Source organism: Pseudomonas delhiensis, assembly GCF_900187975.1.
Classification (GTDB): Bacteria; Pseudomonadota; Gammaproteobacteria; order Pseudomonadales; family Pseudomonadaceae; genus Pseudomonas; species Pseudomonas delhiensis.
Genome location: NZ_FZPC01000002.1, coordinates 86,753 through 106,954 on the forward strand (window position 1 = coordinate 86,753; position 20,202 = coordinate 106,954).

Genomic DNA, 20,202 nt, shown 5'->3' on the forward strand with positions numbered 1-20,202 from the left:
TGCCCTTTCCTGTCTGGGGGCTTCATGCGCACACTCACTGTCGATCTCGGCGACCGCAGCTACCCGATCCACATCGGCGAAGGGCTGCTGGACGATCCGCGCCATTTCGCGCCCCATATCCGCGGGCGGCAGGTCGCCATCGTCACCAACGAGACCATCGCCCCGCTGTACCTGGCGCGCCTGCAGAAGACGCTGGCCGACTACGCGCAGATCGCCGTGGTCCTGCCCGATGGCGAGGCCTACAAGCAGTGGGAAACCCTGCAGTTGATCTTCGATGCCCTGCTGCAGGCGCGGCATGACCGCAAGACCACCCTGATCGCCCTCGGCGGCGGCGTGGTCGGCGACATGACCGGCTTCGCCGCCGCCTGCTACCAGCGCGGCGTCGACTTCATCCAGGTGCCGACCACCCTGTTGTCCCAGGTGGACTCCTCGGTGGGCGGCAAGACCGGCATCAACCACCCGCTGGGCAAGAACATGATCGGCGCCTTCTACCAGCCGCAGGCGGTGGTCATCGATGCCGCCTCGCTGCGTACGCTGCCGGCCCGCGAGCTGTCCGCCGGCCTGGCGGAAGTCATCAAGTACGGCCTGATCTGCGACGAGCCCTTCCTCGCCTGGCTGGAAGACAACGTCGATGCGCTGCTGGCGCTCGACTCCGCCGCCCTGGCCGAAGCCATCGAGCGCTCCTGCGCGGCCAAGGCCCGCGTGGTGGGCGCCGACGAACGGGAGTCCGGGGTGCGCGCCACCCTGAACCTGGGCCACACCTTCGGCCACGCCATCGAGACCCACATGGGCTATGGCGTCTGGCTGCACGGCGAAGCCGTGGCTGCGGGAACCGTGATGGCACTGCAGATGTCGCATCTGTTGGGCTGGCTGACCGCCGCCGAGCGCGATCGTGGCGTGCGCCTGCTGCAGCGGGCGAAACTGCCGGTGGTGCCGCCGAAGGAAATGAGCGCCGGGGACTTCCTCGAGCACATGGCGGTGGACAAGAAGGTGCTCGACGGCCGTCTGCGCCTCGTATTGCTGAAAGGGCTGGGGGATGCGGTGGTCACTGCGGACTTCCCTCGCGAGATTCTGGAAGAAACCCTGCGTACTGATTACCAGGCCCTGGTCGATCAGTTAGGAGAACATTGAGGTCCCATGTCCAGCTTGCATGCCGATGAGGCCTTCCTGGCCCACTACCAGTTCAGTCACGACCCCTTCGCTCCGCGGGTTCCTGGCTTCAAGTTCTTCCCGGCACAGCGCAAGCCGGTGCTGGGCCAACTGCACCACCTGGCGCGCTACAGCCACCTGCTGCTGGCGGTGACCGGCCCCCTGGGCAGCGGCAAGACCCTGCTGCGCCAGGCCCTGGTGGCCAGCACCAACAAGGACGCGGTGTCCAGCGTGGTGATCTCCGGCCGCTCGGCGGCCGACGAGGCCACCCTGATGCGCCAGCTGGCCCAGGGCCTGGGCATCACCCAGGTGAGCATCGAGGCCATCCTGGCCAAGGTCGCCCAGCTGGCGATCACCGGGCAGGACGTCTACCTGCTGGTGGACGATGCCGAGCAGCTGCGTGACGGCGCCCTCGAAGTGCTGCTGTTGCTGGCCGCCGGCAACAGCGAGGCGCGCCTGCACGTGTTCCTGTTCGGCGAGCCCGAGCTGCTGTCGCGGCTGGAGGCGCTGTCCGAGGGCGAGGAACGCTTCCACGCCATCGAACTGCAGCCCTACAGCGAGGAAGAGACCCGCGAATACCTGGCGCAGCGCCTGGAAGGCGCCGGCCAGGGCGCGGAGCTGATTTCCGACGACCTGCTGGCCGACATCCACGAGCAATCCGGCGGCTGGCCGGGCTCGATCAACCAGGTGGCCCGCGATGCCCTGATCGAGGCGATGCTGGCCGACCGTGGCGGTGCCCGCAAGGCCGCCCCCGGCGCCGGCCTGCGCCTGCCGAAGAAGCATCTGCTGATCCTCGGCGTGGTGGCCATCGGCGTGGTCGCCGCCTGGTTCATGCAGGGCCGCACCAGCAAGCCGGATGGCGCCGCCACCCAGGCTTCCGCGCAACTGCCGCTGGGCTCCGCCGCGCAACCGGGCGCCGCCCAGGCGCCGGCCCCGGGTTCCGGCCCCTCGGTGGAATTCGCCGGCTCCAGCCAGCCGGTGCCGCTGCCGCTGGTGGGCGAGGCCCAGCCGGTGATCCGCGAGCCCATGGCCCAGGCTGGTGGCCAGGAAGACGCCGACGAGGGCGCCATGCCCGCGCCCGGCGTGCCGCCGACCGTGACCACCTCCGCACCGCCGCTCGCGCCGCTGGCCGGCAAGAGCGCGCCGCAACCGCTGAACCCGGTGCCGCCGGCGCCGAGCGTGGCGAGCGCTCCGGCGCAGCCGGTGGTTTCGGCGCCGGCTCCCGTGCCGGCGCCGGCCAGCAAGCCGGTGGCCAAGGCCGAGCCGGTCAAGCCGGCCGCCAGGCCCGCGGCCAAGGCGGCCGAGCCCAAGGCCGTGGCCAAGGCTGCGCCGAGCAAGCCCGCCGCCGCCCCGGCCAAGGCCAGCGCCGCCGCCGGTGGTGCCGGCAGCCAGTGGTATCGCTCGCAGCCCGCGGGGAATTATGCTGTGCAGGTGCTGGGCACCGGCTCCGAGGCCAGCGCCAAGGCCTACATCAGCAAGCAGGGTGGCGGCGAGTACCGCTACTTCCGCAAGACCCTGCAGGGCAAGCCCTTCTACGTGGTGACCTACGGCAGCTTCCCCAGCCGCGCCGCCGCCCAGGCCGCGGTGAAGAGCCTGTCGGCCAAGGCCCAGGGCGGCAAGCCCTGGCCGCGCACCTTCGCCAGCATCCAGCAGGAGATCGCCGGCGCCCGCTGACGAGCTGTCGCAAAAATGAAAACCCGCCAGTCACAAGCACGACTGGCGGGTTTTTTCTTTCAGGAATGCGACATCCAGTTTCAGCCTCTCGCCAAAAATTTGTGAGGCGCCTTGTACCTATGTACAATGGCCTCCCTTTGCCTGTCGGAAACTTGCCGCTTGAGCGAGAAGACAGGCGAAGTCGCTGAATTAAAAAAGTTTTGCCGGTGAGAGTTCCCTATGAAAGCAGGTCTGTACCATCCTGAGACGTTCAAGGATAACTGCGGATTCGGCCTGATCGCCCATATGCAGGGCGAGCCAAGCCATGAACTTCTGCAAACCGCCATCGAAGCACTGACCTGCATGACCCACCGAGGTGGGATCAACGCGGACGGGAAGACCGGGGACGGCTGCGGGCTGCTGATCCAGAAGCCCGACGAGTTCCTGCGTGCGGTGGCCAAGGCCGAATTCGCGACCGACCTGCCCGCCCAGTATGCGGTGGGCATGGTCTTCTTCAACCAGGACCCGGTGAAGGCCGAGGCCGCTCGCGCGAACATGAACCGCGAGATCGAGGCCGAAGGCCTGCAGCTGGTCGGTTGGCGCAAGGTGCCGATCGACACCAGCGTGCTCGGCCGCCTGGCCCTGGAGCGCCTGCCGCAGATCGAGCAGGTGTTCGTCGGCGGCGAAGGCCTGTCCGACCAGGACTTCGCCGTGAAGCTGTTCTGCGCCCGCCGCCGTTCCTCGGTGGCCAACGCCGCGGATGCCGACCACTACGTCTGCAGCTTCTCGCACAAGACCATCATCTACAAGGGCCTGATGATGCCGGCGGACCTCGCCGCCTTCTATCCGGACCTCTCGGACGAGCGCCTGAAGACCGCCATCTGCGTCTTCCACCAGCGCTTCTCCACCAACACCCTGCCGAAGTGGCCGCTGGCCCAGCCGTTCCGCCTGCTGGCGCACAACGGCGAGATCAACACCATCACCGGCAACCGCAACTGGGCCCAGGCCCGGCGCAGCAAGTTCGTCAACGAGTTCATGCCGAACCTCGACGAACTGGGCCCGCTGGTCAACCGCGTGGGTTCGGACTCCTCCAGCATGGACAACATGCTCGAGCTGATGGTCACCGGCGGCATGGACATGTTCCGCGGCCTGCGCATGATCATTCCGCCGGCCTGGCAGAACGTCGAGACCATGGACGCCGACCTGCGCGCGTTCTACGAATTCAACTCGCTGCACATGGAGCCGTGGGACGGCCCCGCCGGCGTGGTGCTGACCGACGGCCGCTACGCCGTCTGCCTGCTCGACCGCAACGGCCTGCGCCCGGCGCGCTGGGTCACCACCCGCAACGGCTACATCACCCTGGCCTCGGAAATCGGCGTGTGGGACTACAAGGCCGAGGACGTGCTGGCCAAGGGCCGCGTCGGTCCGGGGCAGATCCTCGCGGTGGACACCGAGACCGGCCAGCTGCTGCAGACCGAGGACATCGACAACCGCCTGAAGTCGCGCCACCCCTACAAGCAGTGGCTGCGCCAGAGCGCGCTGCGCATCCAGGCGACCCTGGAAGACGACCAGGGCGTGGCCAGCTACGACAGCGACCAGCTCAAGCAGTACATGAAGATGTTCCAGGTCACCTTCGAGGAGCGTGACCAGGTGCTGCGCCCGCTCGCCGAGCAGGGCCAGGAAGCGGTCGGCTCGATGGGCGACGACACCCCGATGGCGGTGCTGTCCAAGCGCATCCGCTCGCCCTACGACTACTTCCGCCAGGTCTTCGCCCAGGTGACCAACCCGCCGATCGACCCGCTGCGCGAGGCGATCGTGATGTCCCTGGAAACCTGCCTGGGCGTCGAGCAGAACATCTTCGAAGAGTCGCCGCACCACGCCAACCAGGCGATCCTGACCACCCCGGTGATCTCCCCGGCGAAGTGGCGCAGCCTGATGAACCTGGAGCGCCCGGGCTTCGACCGCCACCACATCGACCTGAACTACGACGAGTCCGTCGGCCTGGAAGCGGCCGTGCGCAACATCGCCGACCAGGCCGAGGAAGCGGTGCGCGCCGGCAAGGTGCTGCTGGTGCTGTCCGACCGTCACATCGCCCCCGGCAAGCTGCCGGTGCACGCGGCCCTGGCCGTGGGCGCCGTGCACCACCGCCTGGTGCAGACCGGCCTGCGCTGCGACTCCAACATCCTGGTGGAGACCGCCACCGCCCGCGACCCGCACCACTTCGCGGTGCTGGTGGGCTTCGGCGCCTCGGCGGTCTACCCGTTCCTCGCCTACGAGGTGCTGGCCGACCTGATCCGTACCGGCGAAGTGCTGGGCGACCTCTACGAGGTGTTCAAGTACTACCGCAAGGGCATCTCCAAGGGCCTGATGAAGATCCTGTCGAAGATGGGCATCTCCACCATCGCCTCCTACCGCGGCGCCCAGCTGTTCGAAGCCATCGGCCTGTCCGACGAGGTCACCGGCCTGTGCTTCCCGGGCGTGCCCAGCCGTATCCAGGGCGCGCGCTTCCTCGACATCGAGAACGAGCAGAAGCTGCTGGCTGGCGAGGCCTGGAACAACCGCAAGGCGATCCAGCAGGGCGGCCTGCTGAAGTTCGTCTACGGCGGCGAGTACCACGCCTACAACCCGGACGTGGTCAACACCCTGCAGGCCGCCGTGCAGCAGGGCGACTACGAGAAGTTCAAGGAATACACCGCGCTGGTGGACAAGCGCCCGGTGTCGATGCTGCGCGACCTGCTGCAGGTGAAGACCGCCGCGCAGCCGCTGAGCCTCGACGAGATCGAGCCGCTGGAGTCGATCTTCAAGCGCTTCGACGCCGCCGGCATCTCCCTCGGCGCGCTGTCGCCGGAGGCCCATGAGGCCCTGGCCGAGGCGATGAACCGCCTCGGCGGGCGCTCCAACTCCGGCGAGGGCGGCGAGGACCCGGCGCGCTACGGCACGCTGAAGAGCTCGAAGATCAAGCAGGTGGCCACCGGCCGCTTCGGCGTGACCCCGGAATACCTGGTCAACGCCGAGGTCCTGCAGATCAAGGTGGCCCAGGGCGCCAAGCCCGGCGAGGGCGGCCAGCTGCCCGGCGGCAAGGTCAACGGCCTGATCGCCCGCCTGCGCTACGCGGTGCCCGGCGTGACGCTGATCTCGCCGCCGCCGCACCACGACATCTACTCCATCGAGGACCTCGCGCAGCTGATCTTCGACCTCAAGCAGGTCAACCCGCAGGCGCTGGTGTCGGTGAAGCTGGTCTCCGAGCCGGGCGTGGGCACCATCGCCGCCGGCGTGGCCAAGGCCTATGCCGACCTGATCACCATCTCCGGCTACGACGGCGGTACCGGCGCCTCGCCCATCACCTCCATCAAGTACGCCGGCAGCCCGTGGGAACTGGGCCTGGCCGAGGCGCACCAGACCCTGCGCGGCAACGACCTGCGCGGCAAGGTCCGCGTGCAGACCGACGGCGGCCTGAAGACCGGCCTGGACGTGATCAAGGCGGCCATCCTCGGCGCCGAGAGCTTCGGCTTCGGCACCGCGCCGATGATCGCCCTGGGCTGCAAGTACCTGCGCATCTGCCACCTGAACAACTGCGCCACCGGCGTGGCCACCCAGAACGACAAGCTGCGCAAGGACCACTTCATCGGCACGGTCGAGATGGTGACGAACTTCTTCACCTTCATCGCCAGCGAGACCCGCGAGTGGCTGGCCAGGCTGGGCGTGCGCAGCCTCGCCGAGCTGATCGGGCGCACCGACCTGCTGGAAATCCTGCCCGGCGAAACCGCCAAGCAGGGCAACCTCGACCTCACGCCGCTGCTGGGCAGCGACCTGATCCCGGCCGAGAAGCCGCAGTTCTGCGAGGTGGAGAAGAACCCGCCGTTCGACCAGGGCCTGCTAGCCGAGAAGATGGTCGAGCTGGCCCGCGGCGCCATCGACGGCGCCAAGGGCGGCGAGTACGAACTGGACATCTGCAACTGCGACCGTTCCATCGGCGCGCGCGTGTCCGGCGAGATCGCCCGTGTGCACGGCAACCAGGGCATGGCCAAGGCGCCGATCACCTTCCGCTTCAAGGGCACCGCGGGGCAGAGCTTCGGCGTGTGGAACGCCGGCGGCCTGCACCTGTACCTGGAAGGCGACGCCAACGACTACGTGGGCAAGGGCATGACCGGCGGCAAGCTGGTGGTCACCCCGCCCAAGGGCAGCCCGTTCAAGACCCAGGAGTCGGCCATCGTCGGCAACACCTGCCTGTACGGCGCCACCGGCGGCAAGCTGTTCGCCGCCGGCACCGCGGGCGAGCGCTTCGGCGTGCGCAACTCCGGCGCCCACGCCGTGGTGGAAGGCACCGGCGACCACTGCTGCGAGTACATGACAGGCGGTTTCGTCTGCGTACTGGGCAAGACCGGCTACAACTTCGGCTCCGGCATGACCGGGGGCTTCGCCTACGTCCTGGACATGGACAACACCTTCGTCGACCGCGTGAACCATGAGCTGGTGGAAATCCAGCGGATCAGCGGCGAGGCGATGGAGGCCCAGCGCAGCCACCTGCGCAAGGTCCTGGTGGAATATGTCGAGGAAACGGCGAGCGAATGGGGTGCGAACCTGCTGGAGAACCTCGACGACTACCTGCGTCGGTTCTGGCTGGTGAAACCGAAGGCCGCCAGCCTCGGTTCCCTGCTGACCAGCACCCGTGCCAACCCGCAGTGAAGCCGCTCTAGGCGCCAGGCCACAGGCTGCAGGCCGGCCTGGCCCTTACCCTGTAGTTTGCCTGCGGCCCGCAGCCTGAAGCCTGCGGCCGCTGTAAATGAGGTCTTGAAATGTCTGAACGTCTCAACAATGACTTCCAGTTCATCGAAGTCGGGCGCAAGGATCCGAAGAAGAAACTGCTGCGCCAGCGTAAGCGCGAGTTCGTGGAAATCTACGACCTGTTCAAGCCGCAGCAGGCGGCCGACCAGGCGCACCGCTGCCTGGGCTGCGGCAACCCGTACTGCGAGTGGAAGTGCCCGGTCCACAACTTCATCCCCAACTGGCTGAAGCTGGTTTCCGAAGGCAACATCCTGGCCGCCGCCGAGCTGTCGCACCAGACCAACACCCTGCCGGAAGTCTGCGGCCGGGTGTGCCCGCAGGACCGCCTCTGCGAGGGTGCCTGCACCCTCAACGACGGCTTCGGCGCGGTGACCATCGGCTCGGTGGAGAAGTACATCACCGACACCGCCTTCGCCATGGGCTGGCGCCCGGACATGTCCAAGGTCAAGCCCACCGGCAGGCGCGTCGCGGTGATCGGCGCGGGCCCCGCCGGCCTGGGCTGCGCCGACGTGCTGGTGCGCAACGGCGTGACCCCGGTGGTGTTCGACCGCAACCCGGAAATCGGTGGTCTGCTGACCTTCGGCATCCCCGAGTTCAAGCTGGAAAAGCACGTGCTCAGCCGCCGCCGCGAAGTCTTCACCGGCATGGGCATCGAGTTCCGCCTGAACACCGAGATCGGCAAGGACGTGACCATGGAGCAACTGCTCGATGAGTACGATGCCGTGTTCATGGGCATGGGCACCTACACCTACATGAAGGGTGGCTTCCCCGGCGAGGACCTGCCCGGCGTGCACGATGCGCTGGACTTCCTGATCGCCAACGTGAACCGCAACCTCGGCTTCGAGAAGTCCCCCGAGGACTTCGTCGACATGAAGGGCAAGCGCGTGGTGGTCCTGGGCGGCGGCGACACTGCGATGGACTGCAACCGCACCTCCATCCGCCAGGGCGCCAAGAGCGTGACCTGCGCCTACCGCCGCGACGAGGAGAACATGCCCGGCTCGCGCAAAGAGGTGAAGAATGCCAAGGAAGAGGGCGTGAAGTTCCTCTTCAACCGCCAGCCCATCGCCATCGTCGGCGAGGACAGGGTGGAAGGCGTGAAGGTGGTCGAGACCCGTCTCGGCGAGCCGGACGCCCGCGGCCGCCGCAGCCCCGAGCCGATCCCGGGCTCCGAGGAGATCATCCCGGCCGAAGCCGTGCTGATCGCCTTCGGCTTCCGCCCGAGCCCGGCACCCTGGTTCGAGCAGCACCAGGTCGAGATCGACAACCAGGGCCGCGTCATCGCCCCGGCCGCCGCGCAGTTCAAGCACCAGACCAGCAACCCGAAGATCTTCGCCGGCGGCGACATGGTCCGCGGTTCCGACCTGGTGGTGACGGCGATCTTCGAAGGGCGCACGGCGGCCGAAGGCATCCTCGATTACCTGGGGGTTTAACTGCGTCAGCTGTAAGCGGCAAGCTTAAAGCTGCAAGCGAGAGCGCGACGGTGCAAGCTGTTGAGCTTGCAGCTTGCAGCTTGCAGCTTGCAGCTGCGGCAGAATGCCGCGTCCGCCGTGCCTTTTGCTTTGGGCTTTGCGAAAATGCCCGCACTTTTTTGCCGGATGCCGCCATGACTGCCCTGAAGAACGATCGCTTCCTCCGTGCCCTGCTCAAGCAGCCCGTCGACGTCACCCCGGTGTGGATGATGCGCCAGGCCGGCCGCTATCTCCCGGAATACCGCGCCACCCGCGCCAAGGCCGGGGACTTCATGAGCCTGTGCATGAACCCGCAGCTGGCCTGCGAGGTGACCCTGCAGCCGCTGGACCGCTACCCGCAGCTGGACGCGGCGATCCTCTTCTCCGACATCCTCACCATCCCCGACGCCATGGGCCAGGGCCTGTACTTCGAGGCCGGCGAGGGGCCACGCTTCAGGAAGGTGGTCTCCAGCCTGGCGGACATCGAGGCGCTGCCGATCCCCGATCCGGAGAAGGACCTGGGCTACGTCATGGACGCCGTGCGCACCATCCGCCACGAGCTGAACGGCCGGGTGCCGCTGATCGGCTTCTCCGGCAGCCCCTGGACCCTGGCCACCTACATGGTGGAAGGCGGTTCCAGCAAGGACTTCCGCAAGTCCAAGGCGATGCTCTACGACAACCCGCAGGCCATGCACGCGCTGCTCGACAAGCTGGCGCAGTCGGTCACCAGCTACCTCAACGGGCAGATCCGCGCCGGCGCCCAGGCCGTGCAGATCTTCGACTCCTGGGGCGGCAGCCTGTCGTCGGCGGCCTACCAGGAGTTCTCCCTGGCCTACATGAAGAAGATCGTCGACGGTTTGATCCGCGAGCACGACGGCCGCCAGGTTCCGGTGATCCTCTTCACCAAGGGCGGCGGCCTGTGGCTGGAGTCCATGGCCGAGGTCGGCGCCGAGGCCCTGGGCCTGGACTGGACCTGCGACATCGGCAGCGCCCGCGCCCGCGTCGGCGACAAGGTGGCGCTGCAGGGCAACATGGACCCGTCGGTGCTCTACGCCAACCCGCAAGCCATCCGTCGCGAAGTGGCGCGCATCCTTGGCGCCTACGGCCAGGGCAGCGGCCACGTGTTCAACCTCGGCCACGGCATCACCCCGGAAGTCGACCCGGCCCACGCCGGCGCCTTCTTCGAGGCGGTGCACGAACTGTCGGCGCAGTATCACTGACGCCCCGGCGCCCGGGGTGGCGGCGGATAACGCCGTAGGCGTTATGCGCCCTACGGACTGGGCGGGAATTCGCTGCCAACCTGTAGGAGCGGGCCCTGCCCGCGATTCGCGCGCAGGGCGCGCTCCTACAAAACATGCACCCAACAAAAAACCCCGCCATCGGCGGGGCTTTTTCATGGGCGCTGTGCGTCAGGCGGCGTCGGCCGCGTAGCCTGTGGCGCGCTGGGCCTTGCGACGGTTCGAGACCAACAGGCCGGAGCAGACGACCACGATGGTCAGCAGGGCGGTGGCGACCACCTCCATGCGGTGGTCCGGGCGGATCATCATGATGATCAGCGCGGCGCCGATGAACAGGATCACCGCCCAGGTCAGCCAGGGGAACAGCCACATCTTCAGCGTCAGCTGGTGGCCCTGGGCGAGCAGCTTCTTGCGCATGTTCAGCTGCGAGATGGCGATCACCAGGTACACCAGCAGGGCGATGGCGCCGGAGCTGGCCAGCAGGAAGTTGAACACTTCGGCTGGGGCCAGGTAGTTGGCGAAGGTGCACAGGAAGGCCATGGCGGTGGACAGCAGCACGGCGTACACCGGGGTGCGGCTGGCGCTGGTCACCTGGGCGATGCGCGGGGCGTCGCCGCGCTTGCTCAGCGAGTACATCATCCGCGAGGCGGTGTAGAGCGCCGAGTTCAGGCAGCTGGTCACCGAGACCAGGACGATGATGTCGACGATCAGCTTGGCGTAGGGCACGTGCAGCTGGTCCAGCACGGTCTGGTAGGAGCCCATGCTCACCAGGCGCGGGTCGTTCCACGGCACCAGGCAGACCACGATCAGGATCGACAGCAGGTAGAACAGGGCAATACGCCAGATCACCGAGTTGGTGGCGCGGGTGATCTGCTGCGCCGGGTCCTTGGACTCGGTGGCGGCGATGGTGACGATCTCCGAGCCCATGAACGAGAACATGGTGGTCAGCAGGGCGGCCAGCACGGCGCCCCAACCCTTGGGAATGAAGCCGCCCTCGGCGTACAGGTGGCTGATGCCGCTGACCTCGGTGTTCAGCGAGAAGCCGAAGATGGCCGCGCAGCCCAGGACCAGGAAGGCGATGATCGAGCCGACCTTGATCAGCGCCAGCCAGAACTCGAACTCGCCGTAGTTCTTCACGCTGAACAGGTTGGTCACGGTCAGTGCCGAGGTGATCACGAAGGCCAGCACCCAGACCGGCGCGCCGGGGAACCAGGCGTGGATGATGGCCGCGGCGGCGTTGGCCTCCAGCGGGATCACCAGCACCCAGAACCACCAGTACAGCCAGCCGATGGTGAAACCGGCCCAGTGGCCGATGGCGCGGTCGGCATAGGTGGAGAAGGAGCCGCTGTCCGGCTGCGCGACGGCCATTTCGGCCAGCATGCGCATGACCAGGACCACCAGCAGGCCGGCGACCAGGTAGGAGACCATGACGCCCGGGCCGGCTTCGGCGATGGCGTGGCCGGAGCCGACGAAGAGGCCGGCGCCGATGGCCCCGGCGATGGACAGCATGGTGACGTGGCGGTTCTTCAGGCCCTGGGCCAGACCGGCGGATGGGGTACTGCTCATGCGTTACCTACAGCGAGAAAAGGAAGGAAATGCGTCCTGCGCAGCCGAAGCCGTTTTGATAATCCAACGAGGTGTTCCTTTTCCTGAACGCAAGATGTGCGCCATATTTTGTTACGACCTTGGTCGTAGGCGCGAAATTCATGGGTAGAAGCGCCACAACGCCCCAGGTTAGGGGCGTTGTGTTCACGGGCATGTCATATCTGGAGGCGACACTGGCATATCAGTCACCGACAGGACTTCAATTGAGTGTGTAGAAAATACTCAATTGTGCGAAGCGCTCAAAGCGGGAAGGGTGCGCGGTAACACTGCCAGGCGCGCCAGGTGCAGGGCCACCAGCACGGCGACCGCCAGCAGCGCGGCGATGAACAGGCCCACGCCGGTCCAGCCGAAGTGGTGCCAGAACACCCCGCCGGTGGTACCGGCCACGCTGGAGCCCAGGTAGTAGCTGAACAGGTACAGCGACGAGGCCTGGCCCTTGGCCTTCAGCGCGCGGCGGCCGATCCAGCTGCTGGCCACCGAGTGCGCGGCGAAGAAGCCGAAGGTGAACAGCAGCATGCCCGCGACTATCAGCGGCAGCGCCGGCAGCAGGGTCAGCAGCAGGCCGCTGAGCATCAGCACTATCACCGCCCAGAGTACCTTGCGCCGGCCCAGGCGGTCGGCCAGCGAGCCGACCCAGGCGGAGCTGTAGATGCCCACCAGGTACACCAGCGAGAGTACGCCGACCACGGCCTGGCTCAGGTGGTAGGGGTCGGCCAGCAGGCGGTAGCCGATGTAGTTGAACAGGGTGACGAAGGCGCCCATCAGCAGGAAGCCTTCGAGGAACAGCCAGGGCAGGCCGGCATCGCGCAGGTGCGAGGCGAAGCCGTCGGCCAGTTGCCGGAGGTTCAGCGGCGTGGGGCGGAAGTTGCGCGATTCCGGGAGGATGCGCCAGAACACCACGGCGGCGAGCAGCGCCAGGCCGCCGAGGATGGCGATGGCGGCGTGCCAGGACACGAAGTCCACCAGCACCCCGGTGATCAGCCGGCCGCTCATGCCGCCGATGGCGTTGCCGCCGATGTACAGGCCCATGGACAGGCCGATGTGCTGCGGGTGGATTTCCTCGCTCAGGTAGGTCATGCCCACCGCGGCCAGGCCGCTGAGCGACAGGCCGACCAGCGCGCGCATGGCCAGCACCCCGTGCCAGGTGGGCATCACCGCGCTGGCCAGGGTGAAGAGGGCGGCGAAGGCCAGCGAGGCGACCATGATCGGCTTGCGCCCGATGGCGTCGGAAATCGGCCCGGTGACCAGCAGGCCGAGGGCCATCATGATGGTCGCGATGGACAGCACCAGGCTGCTCTGGGCGGCGGACAGGGCGAAGGTCTGCGACAGCACCGGCATCATCGGCTGCACGCAGTAGAGCAAGGCGAAGGTGGCGAAGCCGCCGGAGAACAGCGCCAGCGAGGTGCGCATGAAGGCCGGGGTGCCTTTCTCGATGTAGCTCTCGATGTCGTTCACGGCGCCGGCCAGCGCCTGGTTGGCCGCTTCGGCGGCCTGCAGCAAGGCGGGTTCGGAATCCGACGAAGCCCGCACGGCAGAGTGACTCACAACTCACCTCGATTCTGGGAAGGGGTGCGCCTCGCGGCGAGCGAAAGCGGCCCGCGCAGCCAGGCTGGCAGAAAGTGGAAAGTCGTTATTGGGCTTATGTGACAAGGATAGGGAAGGGCTTTTATTATTTCCAATATATTGATCGACACGTTTGATATGTAATTCGAATCATTGAGGTGCCCCCATGGAGCTGCGCCACCTGCGTTACTTCATCGCCGTCGCCGAAGAACTGCACTTCGGCCGCGCCGCCGAGGCCCTGGGCATCTCCCAGCCGCCGCTGAGCCAGCAGATCCAGGCGCTGGAGGAGGAGATGGGCGCGCGCCTGCTGGAGCGCACCAACCGCCGGGTGGCACTGACCGAGGCGGGCCGGCTGTTCCTCGACGAAGCCCGCCAGGTGCTCGCCCAGGTCGACCGAGCGGTGCTGCTGGCGCGCCGTGCGCACCAGGGCGAGTTGGGCGAGCTGCGCATCGGCTTCACCGCCTCGGCGCCCTTCACCTCGGCCATCCCGCGCAGCATCCACGCCTTCCGCCAGGCCTACCCCGAGGTGCACCTGGACCTGCAGGAGATGAGCAGCCGGCAGATCGTCGAGGCGCTGCAGGAAGAGCGCCTGCAGGTCGGCGTGATCCGCTCCTTCCAACTGCCGGCCTCGCTGGAGGCGGTGGAGCTGTTCAGCGAGCCGCTGGTGGCGGTGCTGCGCGCCGACCACCCGCTGGCCCGCGAATCGCTGGAAGGCCTGGAACTGGCGGCGCTGGCCGACGAGCCCTTCGTGTTCTTCCCGCGCAGCTACGGCACCGGCCTCTACGACCAGTTGCAGGCGCTGGCGCGGCAGGCCGGCTTCACCCCGCGCATCAGCCAGGAGGCCGGCGAGGCCATGACCATCATCGGCCTGGTGGCGGCGGGCCTGGGCGTGTCCATGCTGCCCGGCTCGTTCCGCCGCACGCGGGTGGACGGGGTGGTCTACCGCACCCTGCTGGACCCCGGCGCGACCAGTTCGGTGTGGCTGGTGCGGCGGCGCAGCGAAAGCTCGCCGGCGGCGCTCGCCTTCATCGAGCTGGTCACCCGCGGCGCGGCGGCCTAGCCGCCGCCCGGCGGCATGCGCAAGTGCTCGCCCTCGTCATGGGCATTGCATAGAATCCGGTGTCACTTGAACGGCTTGGAGGGGTGCTCATGCGTCGCGTGGTTTTCAATCAGAAGGGCGGGGTCGGCAAGTCGAGCATTGCCTGCAACCTGGCCGCCGTGAGCGCCGCCGAGGGTTACCGCACGCTGCTGGTGGACCTGGACGCCCAGGGCAACTCCACCCACTACCTCACCGGCCTGACCGGCGAGGACGTGCCCATGGGCATCGCCGACTTCTTCAAGCAGACGCTGGCCAGCGGCCCCTTCGCCCGCAAGGGCAAGGTGGACATCTACGAGACGCCGTTCGACAACCTCCACGTGGTCACCGCCACCGCCGAGCTGGCCGACCTGCAGCCCAAGCTCGAGGCCAAGCACAAGATCAACAAGCTGCGCAAACTGCTCGACGAGCTGGCCGAGGACTACGACCGCATCTACCTGGACACCCCGCCGGCGCTGAACTTCTACACCGTTTCCGCGCTGATCGCCGCCGACCGCTGCCTGATCCCCTTCGACTGCGACAGCTTCTCCCGCCAGGCGCTGTACGGCCTGCTGCGCGAGATCGAGGAGCTGAAGGAAGACCACAACGAGGACCTGGAGGTGGAAGGCATAGTGGTCAACCAGTTCCAGCCGCGCGCCAGCCTGCCGCAGCAACTGCTCGACGAACTGGTGGAAGAGGAAATGCCGGTGCTGCCCGTCTACCTGATGAGCTCGGTGAAAATGCGCGAATCCCACCAGGCCTGCACCCCCCTGATCTACCTGGACCCCCGCCACAAACTGACGCAACAGTTCGTCGAACTGCACGGCCTGCTCGAAGCCTGAAACTTGCAGCCTGCAGCCGCTTTTTCAAGCACTAACCAGCAAATCGCAAGGCGGCCGGCGCAGGTAGTGGCGCGCCGTGCTGCCCAGCAGGGCCTGCTGCAGCGCGCCGCGGCCGCGGCTGCCGAGCACCAGCAGCTGCGGCTGCCAGTCGGCCAGGCTGTGGTCCAGCGCCTCGCGAACCCCCATCGAACTCACCCGGCACTCCAGCCGCGGCAGCGGGCCGCCCACCTGCTGGCCCTCGTCGTGCATCAGTTGCTCCAGCAGTTCGCGCTGCTCGTCCAGGCGCTCGCGCAGCCGTGCGGGGTCGTTGCCGGCGTCGTAGGCATGCAGGGCCAGCAGTTCGCCGCCCGGTGCCAGCCAGGCGCAGGCGCTGCGCCAGGCGTGGCAGGCGCCGACGGAGAAGTCCAGGGCGCTGAGCGCCCGCCGGTAGGGGCGTAGCTGCGCGTCGGCCACCAGCAGCGCGGGCACCCGGCTGCAGCGCAGGATCTGCTCCAGGGTGGTGCCGTCGAAACGTTCCACCAGCGCCTGGCGGTGGGTGCCGGTGACCAGCAGGTCCGCCTGCAGCTCCTCCGCCGTGGCGGCTATCACGCTGGCCGGGCGGCCCTCGGCGACCAGCGGCTGGTAATCCGCCAGGCCAGCGCTGCGGGCGCTGTCCTGCAGCGCGGCGACGGCGCTCTGCCGGGCCTTGGCCAGCAGCGGCGCGCCCAGGGGCTGTTCGATGACGTGCAGCAGGCTGACGCGGGCGCCGTGCTCGGCGGCCAGTTGCGCGGCGCGACGCACGGCGACGTCGGCTTCGACGCTGAGGTCGTGGGCGACCAGGATGTGCTTGGGCATGGTGGGGTCCTCCGGCGGTCCCACCACTCTGGCCCAGCCGTGCGCGCCCATGTTGACGCAGCGCAAGGGCCGCGGATCAACGGCTGCGCAGCTGATAGACGGCGCGGCTCTCGGCCACCACCTCGCCGTGGATGTCCTTGAGTTGCAGTTCCAGCACGTACTCGGCCTTGCCGTTGAGCGTGGCTTCCTCGGCGATGCGCTGGAGCTCGGCCTCGTCCAGGCGCGCCTCCACCCGCACGTCGCTGGCCGCCGGGCGGCGGAAGCGCAGGCCGGCCTCCTTGACGATGGGGTAGAAGCGGTGGCTGTCGAAGCTGGTCAGGGTGATGACGCCGCCGGGCAGCTCGGCGAGGGTGAAGAGCGCGCCGGCGTACATGTTGCCCAGGTGGTTTTCGTTGCCGTGCAGCGGCATGCACAGGCGCACGTGGCCGCGTTCGAGGATTTCGGCCTTGAGTCCGCAGCGCTTGACGAAGGCGATGTGCTCTTCGGTCATCTGGCGGACGAATTCGACGGGAAAGGACATCGGGCGGCTCCGTTTCTTGTGTTGTTCAAGCAAGCCTAGCCGCCCTGCCGTGTCGGGCAATGACCGCTTCGCTCAGGCGCGCTGACCGAAGCGGTCGCGGTGCCTCACAGGCCCTGCCGGGCCAGCCAGTCGAGCAGTTGCGGCAGCGGCAGGGCGCCGCTCTGGCGCGCCACTTCGCGGCCGCCCTTGAACAGGATCAGGCTGGGGATGGAGCGGATGCCCAGCTGCCCGGCCAGGCGCTGGTTGGCCTCGCTGTCCAGCTTGGCCAGGCGGCAGCGCCCGGCGAGGCGCGCGGCGGCCTGCTCGAAGGTCGGCGCGAAGGCCTTGCACGGCCCGCACCAGTCGGCCCAGACGTCCAGCAGCAGCGGCAGGTCGCCCTTGAGCTGGGCGGCGAAGCCGGCCTCGTCGACGGCGAAGGGTTTGCCCGGCAGCACATCGCCCTTGCAGCGGCCGCAGCGCGGGTGGTCGCCCAGGCGCGCGGCCGGCAGGCGGTTGAGCCCGCCGCAATGCGGGCAGGGAATCAGCAGGGGGTCGGACATGGCGCGGCTCCAGCGGGTGATTTCCCCAATCTGGAGCCGCGCCCGGCGGATATCAAGCCGCGGCGGCGGCCAGGGCCTGTTCCAGGTCGGCGATGATGTCGTCGCTGTGCTCGATGCCGATGGACAGCCGCACCATGTCCTGGCTCACCCCGGCGCGGGCCAGTTCCTCGGCGTTGAGCTGGCGGTGGGTGGTGCTGGCCGGGTGGCAGGCCAGGGACTTGGCGTCGCCGATGTTGACCAGGCGCACCACCAGCTTCAGCGCGTCGATGAAGCGCGCGCCGGCCTCGGCGCCGCCCTGGATGCCGAAGGACAGGATCGAGGCCGGCTTGCCGTCCATGTAGCGCCTGGCCAGGGCGTGCTCGGGGTGCTCCGGCAGGCCGGCGTACTTCACCCAGGCCACCTGCGGGTGCTGCTCCAGGTAGTGGGCGACCTTCAGCGCGTTCTCGCAGTGGCGCTCCATGCGCAGGGCGAGGGTCTCCAGGCCCTGGAGGATGAGGAAGGCGTTGAACGGCGACAGCGCCGCGCCGGTGTTGCGCAGCGGCACCACGCGGCAGCGGCCGATGAACGCGGCCGGGCCGAAGGCCTCGGTGTAGGTCACGCCGTGGTAGGACGGGTCCGGGGTATTGAGCAGCGGGAAGCGGTCCTTGTGCTGCGCCCAGGGGAACTTGCCGGAGTCGACCACGATGCCGCCGATGCTGGTGCCGTGGCCGCCGATGTACTTGGTCAGCGAGTGCACCACGATGTCCGCGCCGTGCTCGAAGGGGCGGCAGAGGATGGGCGTGGCCACGGTATTGTCGACGATCAGCGGCACGCCGTGGCGGTGCGCGGCGTCGGCCAGGGCCTGGAGGTCGACGATGTTGCCCGCCGGGTTGCCGATGGATTCGCAGAACACCGCCTTGGTGCGCTCGTCGATCAGCGCTTCCAGGGCGGCCACGTCGTCGTGGGGGGCGAAGCGCGTCTGGATGCCGAAGCGCGGCAGGGTGTGGGCCAGCAGGTTGTAGGTGCCGCCGTAGAGCTTGGCTACCGAGACGATGTTGTCGCCGGCCTCGGCCAGGGTCTGGATGGCATAGGTGATGGCGGCCATGCCCGAGGCCACGGCCAGCGCGCCCACGCCGCCTTCCAGGGCGGCGACGCGCTGCTCCAGCACGTCGTTGGTGGGGTTCATGATGCGCGTGTAGATGTTGCCGGCCACCTTGAGGTCGAACAGGTCGGCGCCGTGCTGGGTGTCGTCGAAGGCGTAGGAGGTGGTCTGGTAGATCGGCACGGCCACCGCCTTGGTGGTCGGGTCGGGGCTGTAGCCGGCGTGGATGGCCAGGGTTTCCAGTTTCATCGTGCGTGCATCCTTGGTGGGCAGAAAGGCCCGAGGATGCGAGCGGCGCGGGGCCGGGTCAATGACCCGGAGCAATGCCCGGCGGGCGCCGCTAGATCGCTTTTCGCTGAGCTTATAACCGCTCAGGAGGAACAGCTGATCTCCAGGTGGCGGCCCCAGTCCGGCGGGCGGCGGGTGAAGGCCTCGCGCCCGGGCTGTTCCTCGAAGGGCCGGCTGAGGGTTTCGTGCAGCTCGCGCACCACCGAGTAGTCGCCCTGTTCGGCGGCGGCGATGGCTTCCTGGGCCAGGTAGTTGCGCAGCACGTACAGCGGGTTCACCGCGTGCATGCGGGCGCGGCGTTCGTCCTGGCTGCCGCCCTCGCGTTCGGCGCGGGCGCGGTAGTCGGCGGCCCAGGCGTCGAAGCCGGCGAGGTCGACGAAGTCCTCGCGGACCACCGCCAGCGCCGCCTCCGGCGCCTGCTCGCCGAGGCGGCGGAAGAACAGGCTGTAGTCCACCGCGCCGCTCTGCATGGCCTGCAGCAGGTTCTGCACCAGCTCCAGGTCGCCGTCTTCCGCCGTGGTGAAGCCCAGGCGGCGGCGCATCAGGTCCAGGTAGTGGGCCTGGTACAGCGGCAGGAACAGGCCGAGGGCCTCGCGCAGTTCCTCGACTTCCACGAACGGTGTCAGCGCCTGGGCCAGGGCCGCCAGGTTCCAGTGGGCGATGGGCACCTGGTTGTTGAAGCTGTAGCGCCCGGCGTCGTCGGAGTGGTTGCAGATGTGCCTGGCGTCGAAGTCGTCGAGGAAGGCGTAGGGGCCGTAGTCGAAGGTGATGCCGAGGATCGACATGTTGTCGGTGTTCATCACCCCGTGGCAGAAGCCGTAGGCCTGCCAGTGGGCGATGAGTCCGGCGTTGCTTTCCACCACTTCGCGGAAGAACGCGGCATAGGGCCGCTCCTGCGCCAGGCAGTCGGGGAAGTGGTTGGCCAGGACGAACTCGCCCAGTTCCTTCAGCTTGTCGTGCTGCTGGGTGTAGTAGAAGTACTCGAAGTGGCCGAAGCGCACGTGGCTGGGGGCCAGGCGCAGCAGCATGGCGGCGCTTTCCTTCTGCTCGCGCCACACCGGGGTGGCCGAGCCGGTGACGCAGAGCGCGCGGCTGGTGGGGATGCCCAGGGCGTGCAGGTATTCGCTGGCGAGGAATTCGCGGATGGAGCTGCGCAGCACCGCGCGGCCGTCGCCCATGCGCGAGTAGGGCGTCTGCCCGGCGCCTTTGAGGTGCAGGTCCCAGTGCTGGCCGGCGTCGTTGACCACCTCGCCCAGCAGCAGGCCGCGGCCGTCGCCCAGGCGCGGGTTGTAGGCGCCGAACTGGTGGCCGGAGTAGACCATGGCCCGCGGCTCGGCCTCGGACCAGAGCTTGTGCCCGGAGAAGATTTCGGCGAACACCGGTTCCCCGGCCACCGCCGGGTCGAGGTCGAGCAGCGCCATCGCTGCAGGGCTGGCCACCACCAGGCGCGGCTCGGCGATGGGGTCGGGCAGGACTTCGGTGGAGAAGGCGTCGCCCAGGCGGGCGAAGCGGTTGTCGAAGGTCAGTTCGTCGAGCTGTTTCACGGTCACAGGCGGGCTCCGGCAAGTCCGAGCATTGTGCT

General features: G+C 68.1%; 14 protein-coding genes. 7 read left to right on the plus strand and 7 right to left on the minus strand.

What is annotated here, in order from left to right:
• The first annotated feature begins 24 nt into the window (after nucleotides 1-24).
• From aroB to hemE, 5 genes are all read left to right on the plus strand, one after another.
• Nucleotides 25-1,131 carry a 3-dehydroquinate synthase gene (aroB, locus tag CHC02_RS02335; protein ID WP_089389911.1) on the plus strand — a complete coding sequence of 369 codons (1,107 nt, stop codon included), beginning with the start codon at nucleotides 25-27 and terminating at the stop codon, nucleotides 1,129-1,131.
• A 6-nt stretch (nucleotides 1,132-1,137) separates the two neighbouring features.
• Nucleotides 1,138-2,823: an AAA family ATPase gene (locus CHC02_RS02340; protein WP_089389912.1), complete on the plus strand. Its 1,686-nt coding sequence runs from the start codon at nucleotides 1,138-1,140 to the stop codon at nucleotides 2,821-2,823.
• A gap of 219 nt (nucleotides 2,824-3,042) precedes the next feature.
• Entirely contained in the window at nucleotides 3,043-7,488 is a 4,446-nt protein-coding gene (gene gltB, locus CHC02_RS02345) for a glutamate synthase large subunit (RefSeq protein ID WP_089389913.1), read from the plus strand.
• 110 nt (nucleotides 7,489-7,598) lie between these two features.
• Entirely contained in the window at nucleotides 7,599-9,017 is a 1,419-nt protein-coding gene (locus CHC02_RS02350) for an FAD-dependent oxidoreductase (RefSeq protein WP_089389914.1), read from the plus strand.
• 173 nt (nucleotides 9,018-9,190) lie between these two features.
• Entirely contained in the window at nucleotides 9,191-10,255 is a 1,065-nt protein-coding gene (gene hemE, locus CHC02_RS02355; RefSeq protein WP_089389915.1) for a uroporphyrinogen decarboxylase, read from the plus strand.
• A gap of 189 nt (nucleotides 10,256-10,444) precedes the next feature.
• On the opposite strand, the gene gabP is transcribed toward hemE, so the two are convergent.
• Together gabP and CHC02_RS02365 are read right to left on the minus strand one after the other, a co-directional pair.
• Entirely contained in the window at nucleotides 10,445-11,839 is a 1,395-nt protein-coding gene (gene gabP, locus CHC02_RS02360) for a GABA permease (RefSeq protein ID WP_089389916.1), read from the minus strand.
• A 261-nt stretch (nucleotides 11,840-12,100) separates the two neighbouring features.
• The gene (locus CHC02_RS02365) at nucleotides 12,101-13,423 is read right to left on the minus strand and encodes an MFS transporter (protein ID WP_089389917.1); all 1,323 of its coding nucleotides are present in this window, start codon (nucleotides 13,421-13,423) and stop codon (nucleotides 12,101-12,103) included.
• Between the two features lie 184 nt (nucleotides 13,424-13,607).
• Between CHC02_RS02365 and CHC02_RS02370 the strand changes: the two genes are divergently transcribed.
• A complete protein-coding gene (locus CHC02_RS02370) occupies nucleotides 13,608-14,501 on the plus strand; it encodes a LysR family transcriptional regulator (RefSeq protein ID WP_089389918.1) in 894 nt (297 codons plus the stop codon).
• An 89-nt stretch (nucleotides 14,502-14,590) separates the two neighbouring features.
• Nucleotides 14,591-15,358: a ParA family protein gene (locus CHC02_RS02375; RefSeq protein WP_089389919.1), complete on the plus strand. Its 768-nt coding sequence runs from the start codon at nucleotides 14,591-14,593 to the stop codon at nucleotides 15,356-15,358.
• A gap of 24 nt (nucleotides 15,359-15,382) precedes the next feature.
• On the opposite strand, the gene CHC02_RS02380 is transcribed toward CHC02_RS02375, so the two are convergent.
• The 5 genes from CHC02_RS02380 to selO all read right to left on the minus strand — a co-directional run bounded on the left by CHC02_RS02380 (nucleotide 15,383) and on the right by selO (nucleotide 20,164).
• Entirely contained in the window at nucleotides 15,383-16,192 is an 810-nt protein-coding gene (locus tag CHC02_RS02380; protein ID WP_089389920.1) for a universal stress protein, read from the minus strand.
• Between the two features lie 76 nt (nucleotides 16,193-16,268).
• Entirely contained in the window at nucleotides 16,269-16,712 is a 444-nt protein-coding gene (locus tag CHC02_RS02385) for a PaaI family thioesterase (protein WP_089389921.1), read from the minus strand.
• A 104-nt stretch (nucleotides 16,713-16,816) separates the two neighbouring features.
• Entirely contained in the window at nucleotides 16,817-17,251 is a 435-nt protein-coding gene (gene trxC / locus CHC02_RS02390; protein ID WP_089389922.1) for a thioredoxin TrxC, read from the minus strand.
• Nucleotides 17,252-17,303: 52 nt separating this feature from the next.
• On the minus strand, nucleotides 17,304-18,581 hold the full coding sequence (locus CHC02_RS02395) for a bifunctional O-acetylhomoserine aminocarboxypropyltransferase/cysteine synthase (RefSeq protein WP_089389923.1): 1,278 nt from the start codon (nucleotides 18,579-18,581) through the stop codon (nucleotides 17,304-17,306).
• Between the two features lie 122 nt (nucleotides 18,582-18,703).
• Nucleotides 18,704-20,164 (minus strand): protein adenylyltransferase SelO, encoded by a 1,461-nt coding sequence (selO, locus tag CHC02_RS02400; protein WP_089390051.1) that lies wholly within the window; start codon nucleotides 20,162-20,164, stop codon nucleotides 18,704-18,706.
• Nucleotides 20,165-20,202 lie beyond the last annotated feature (38 nt).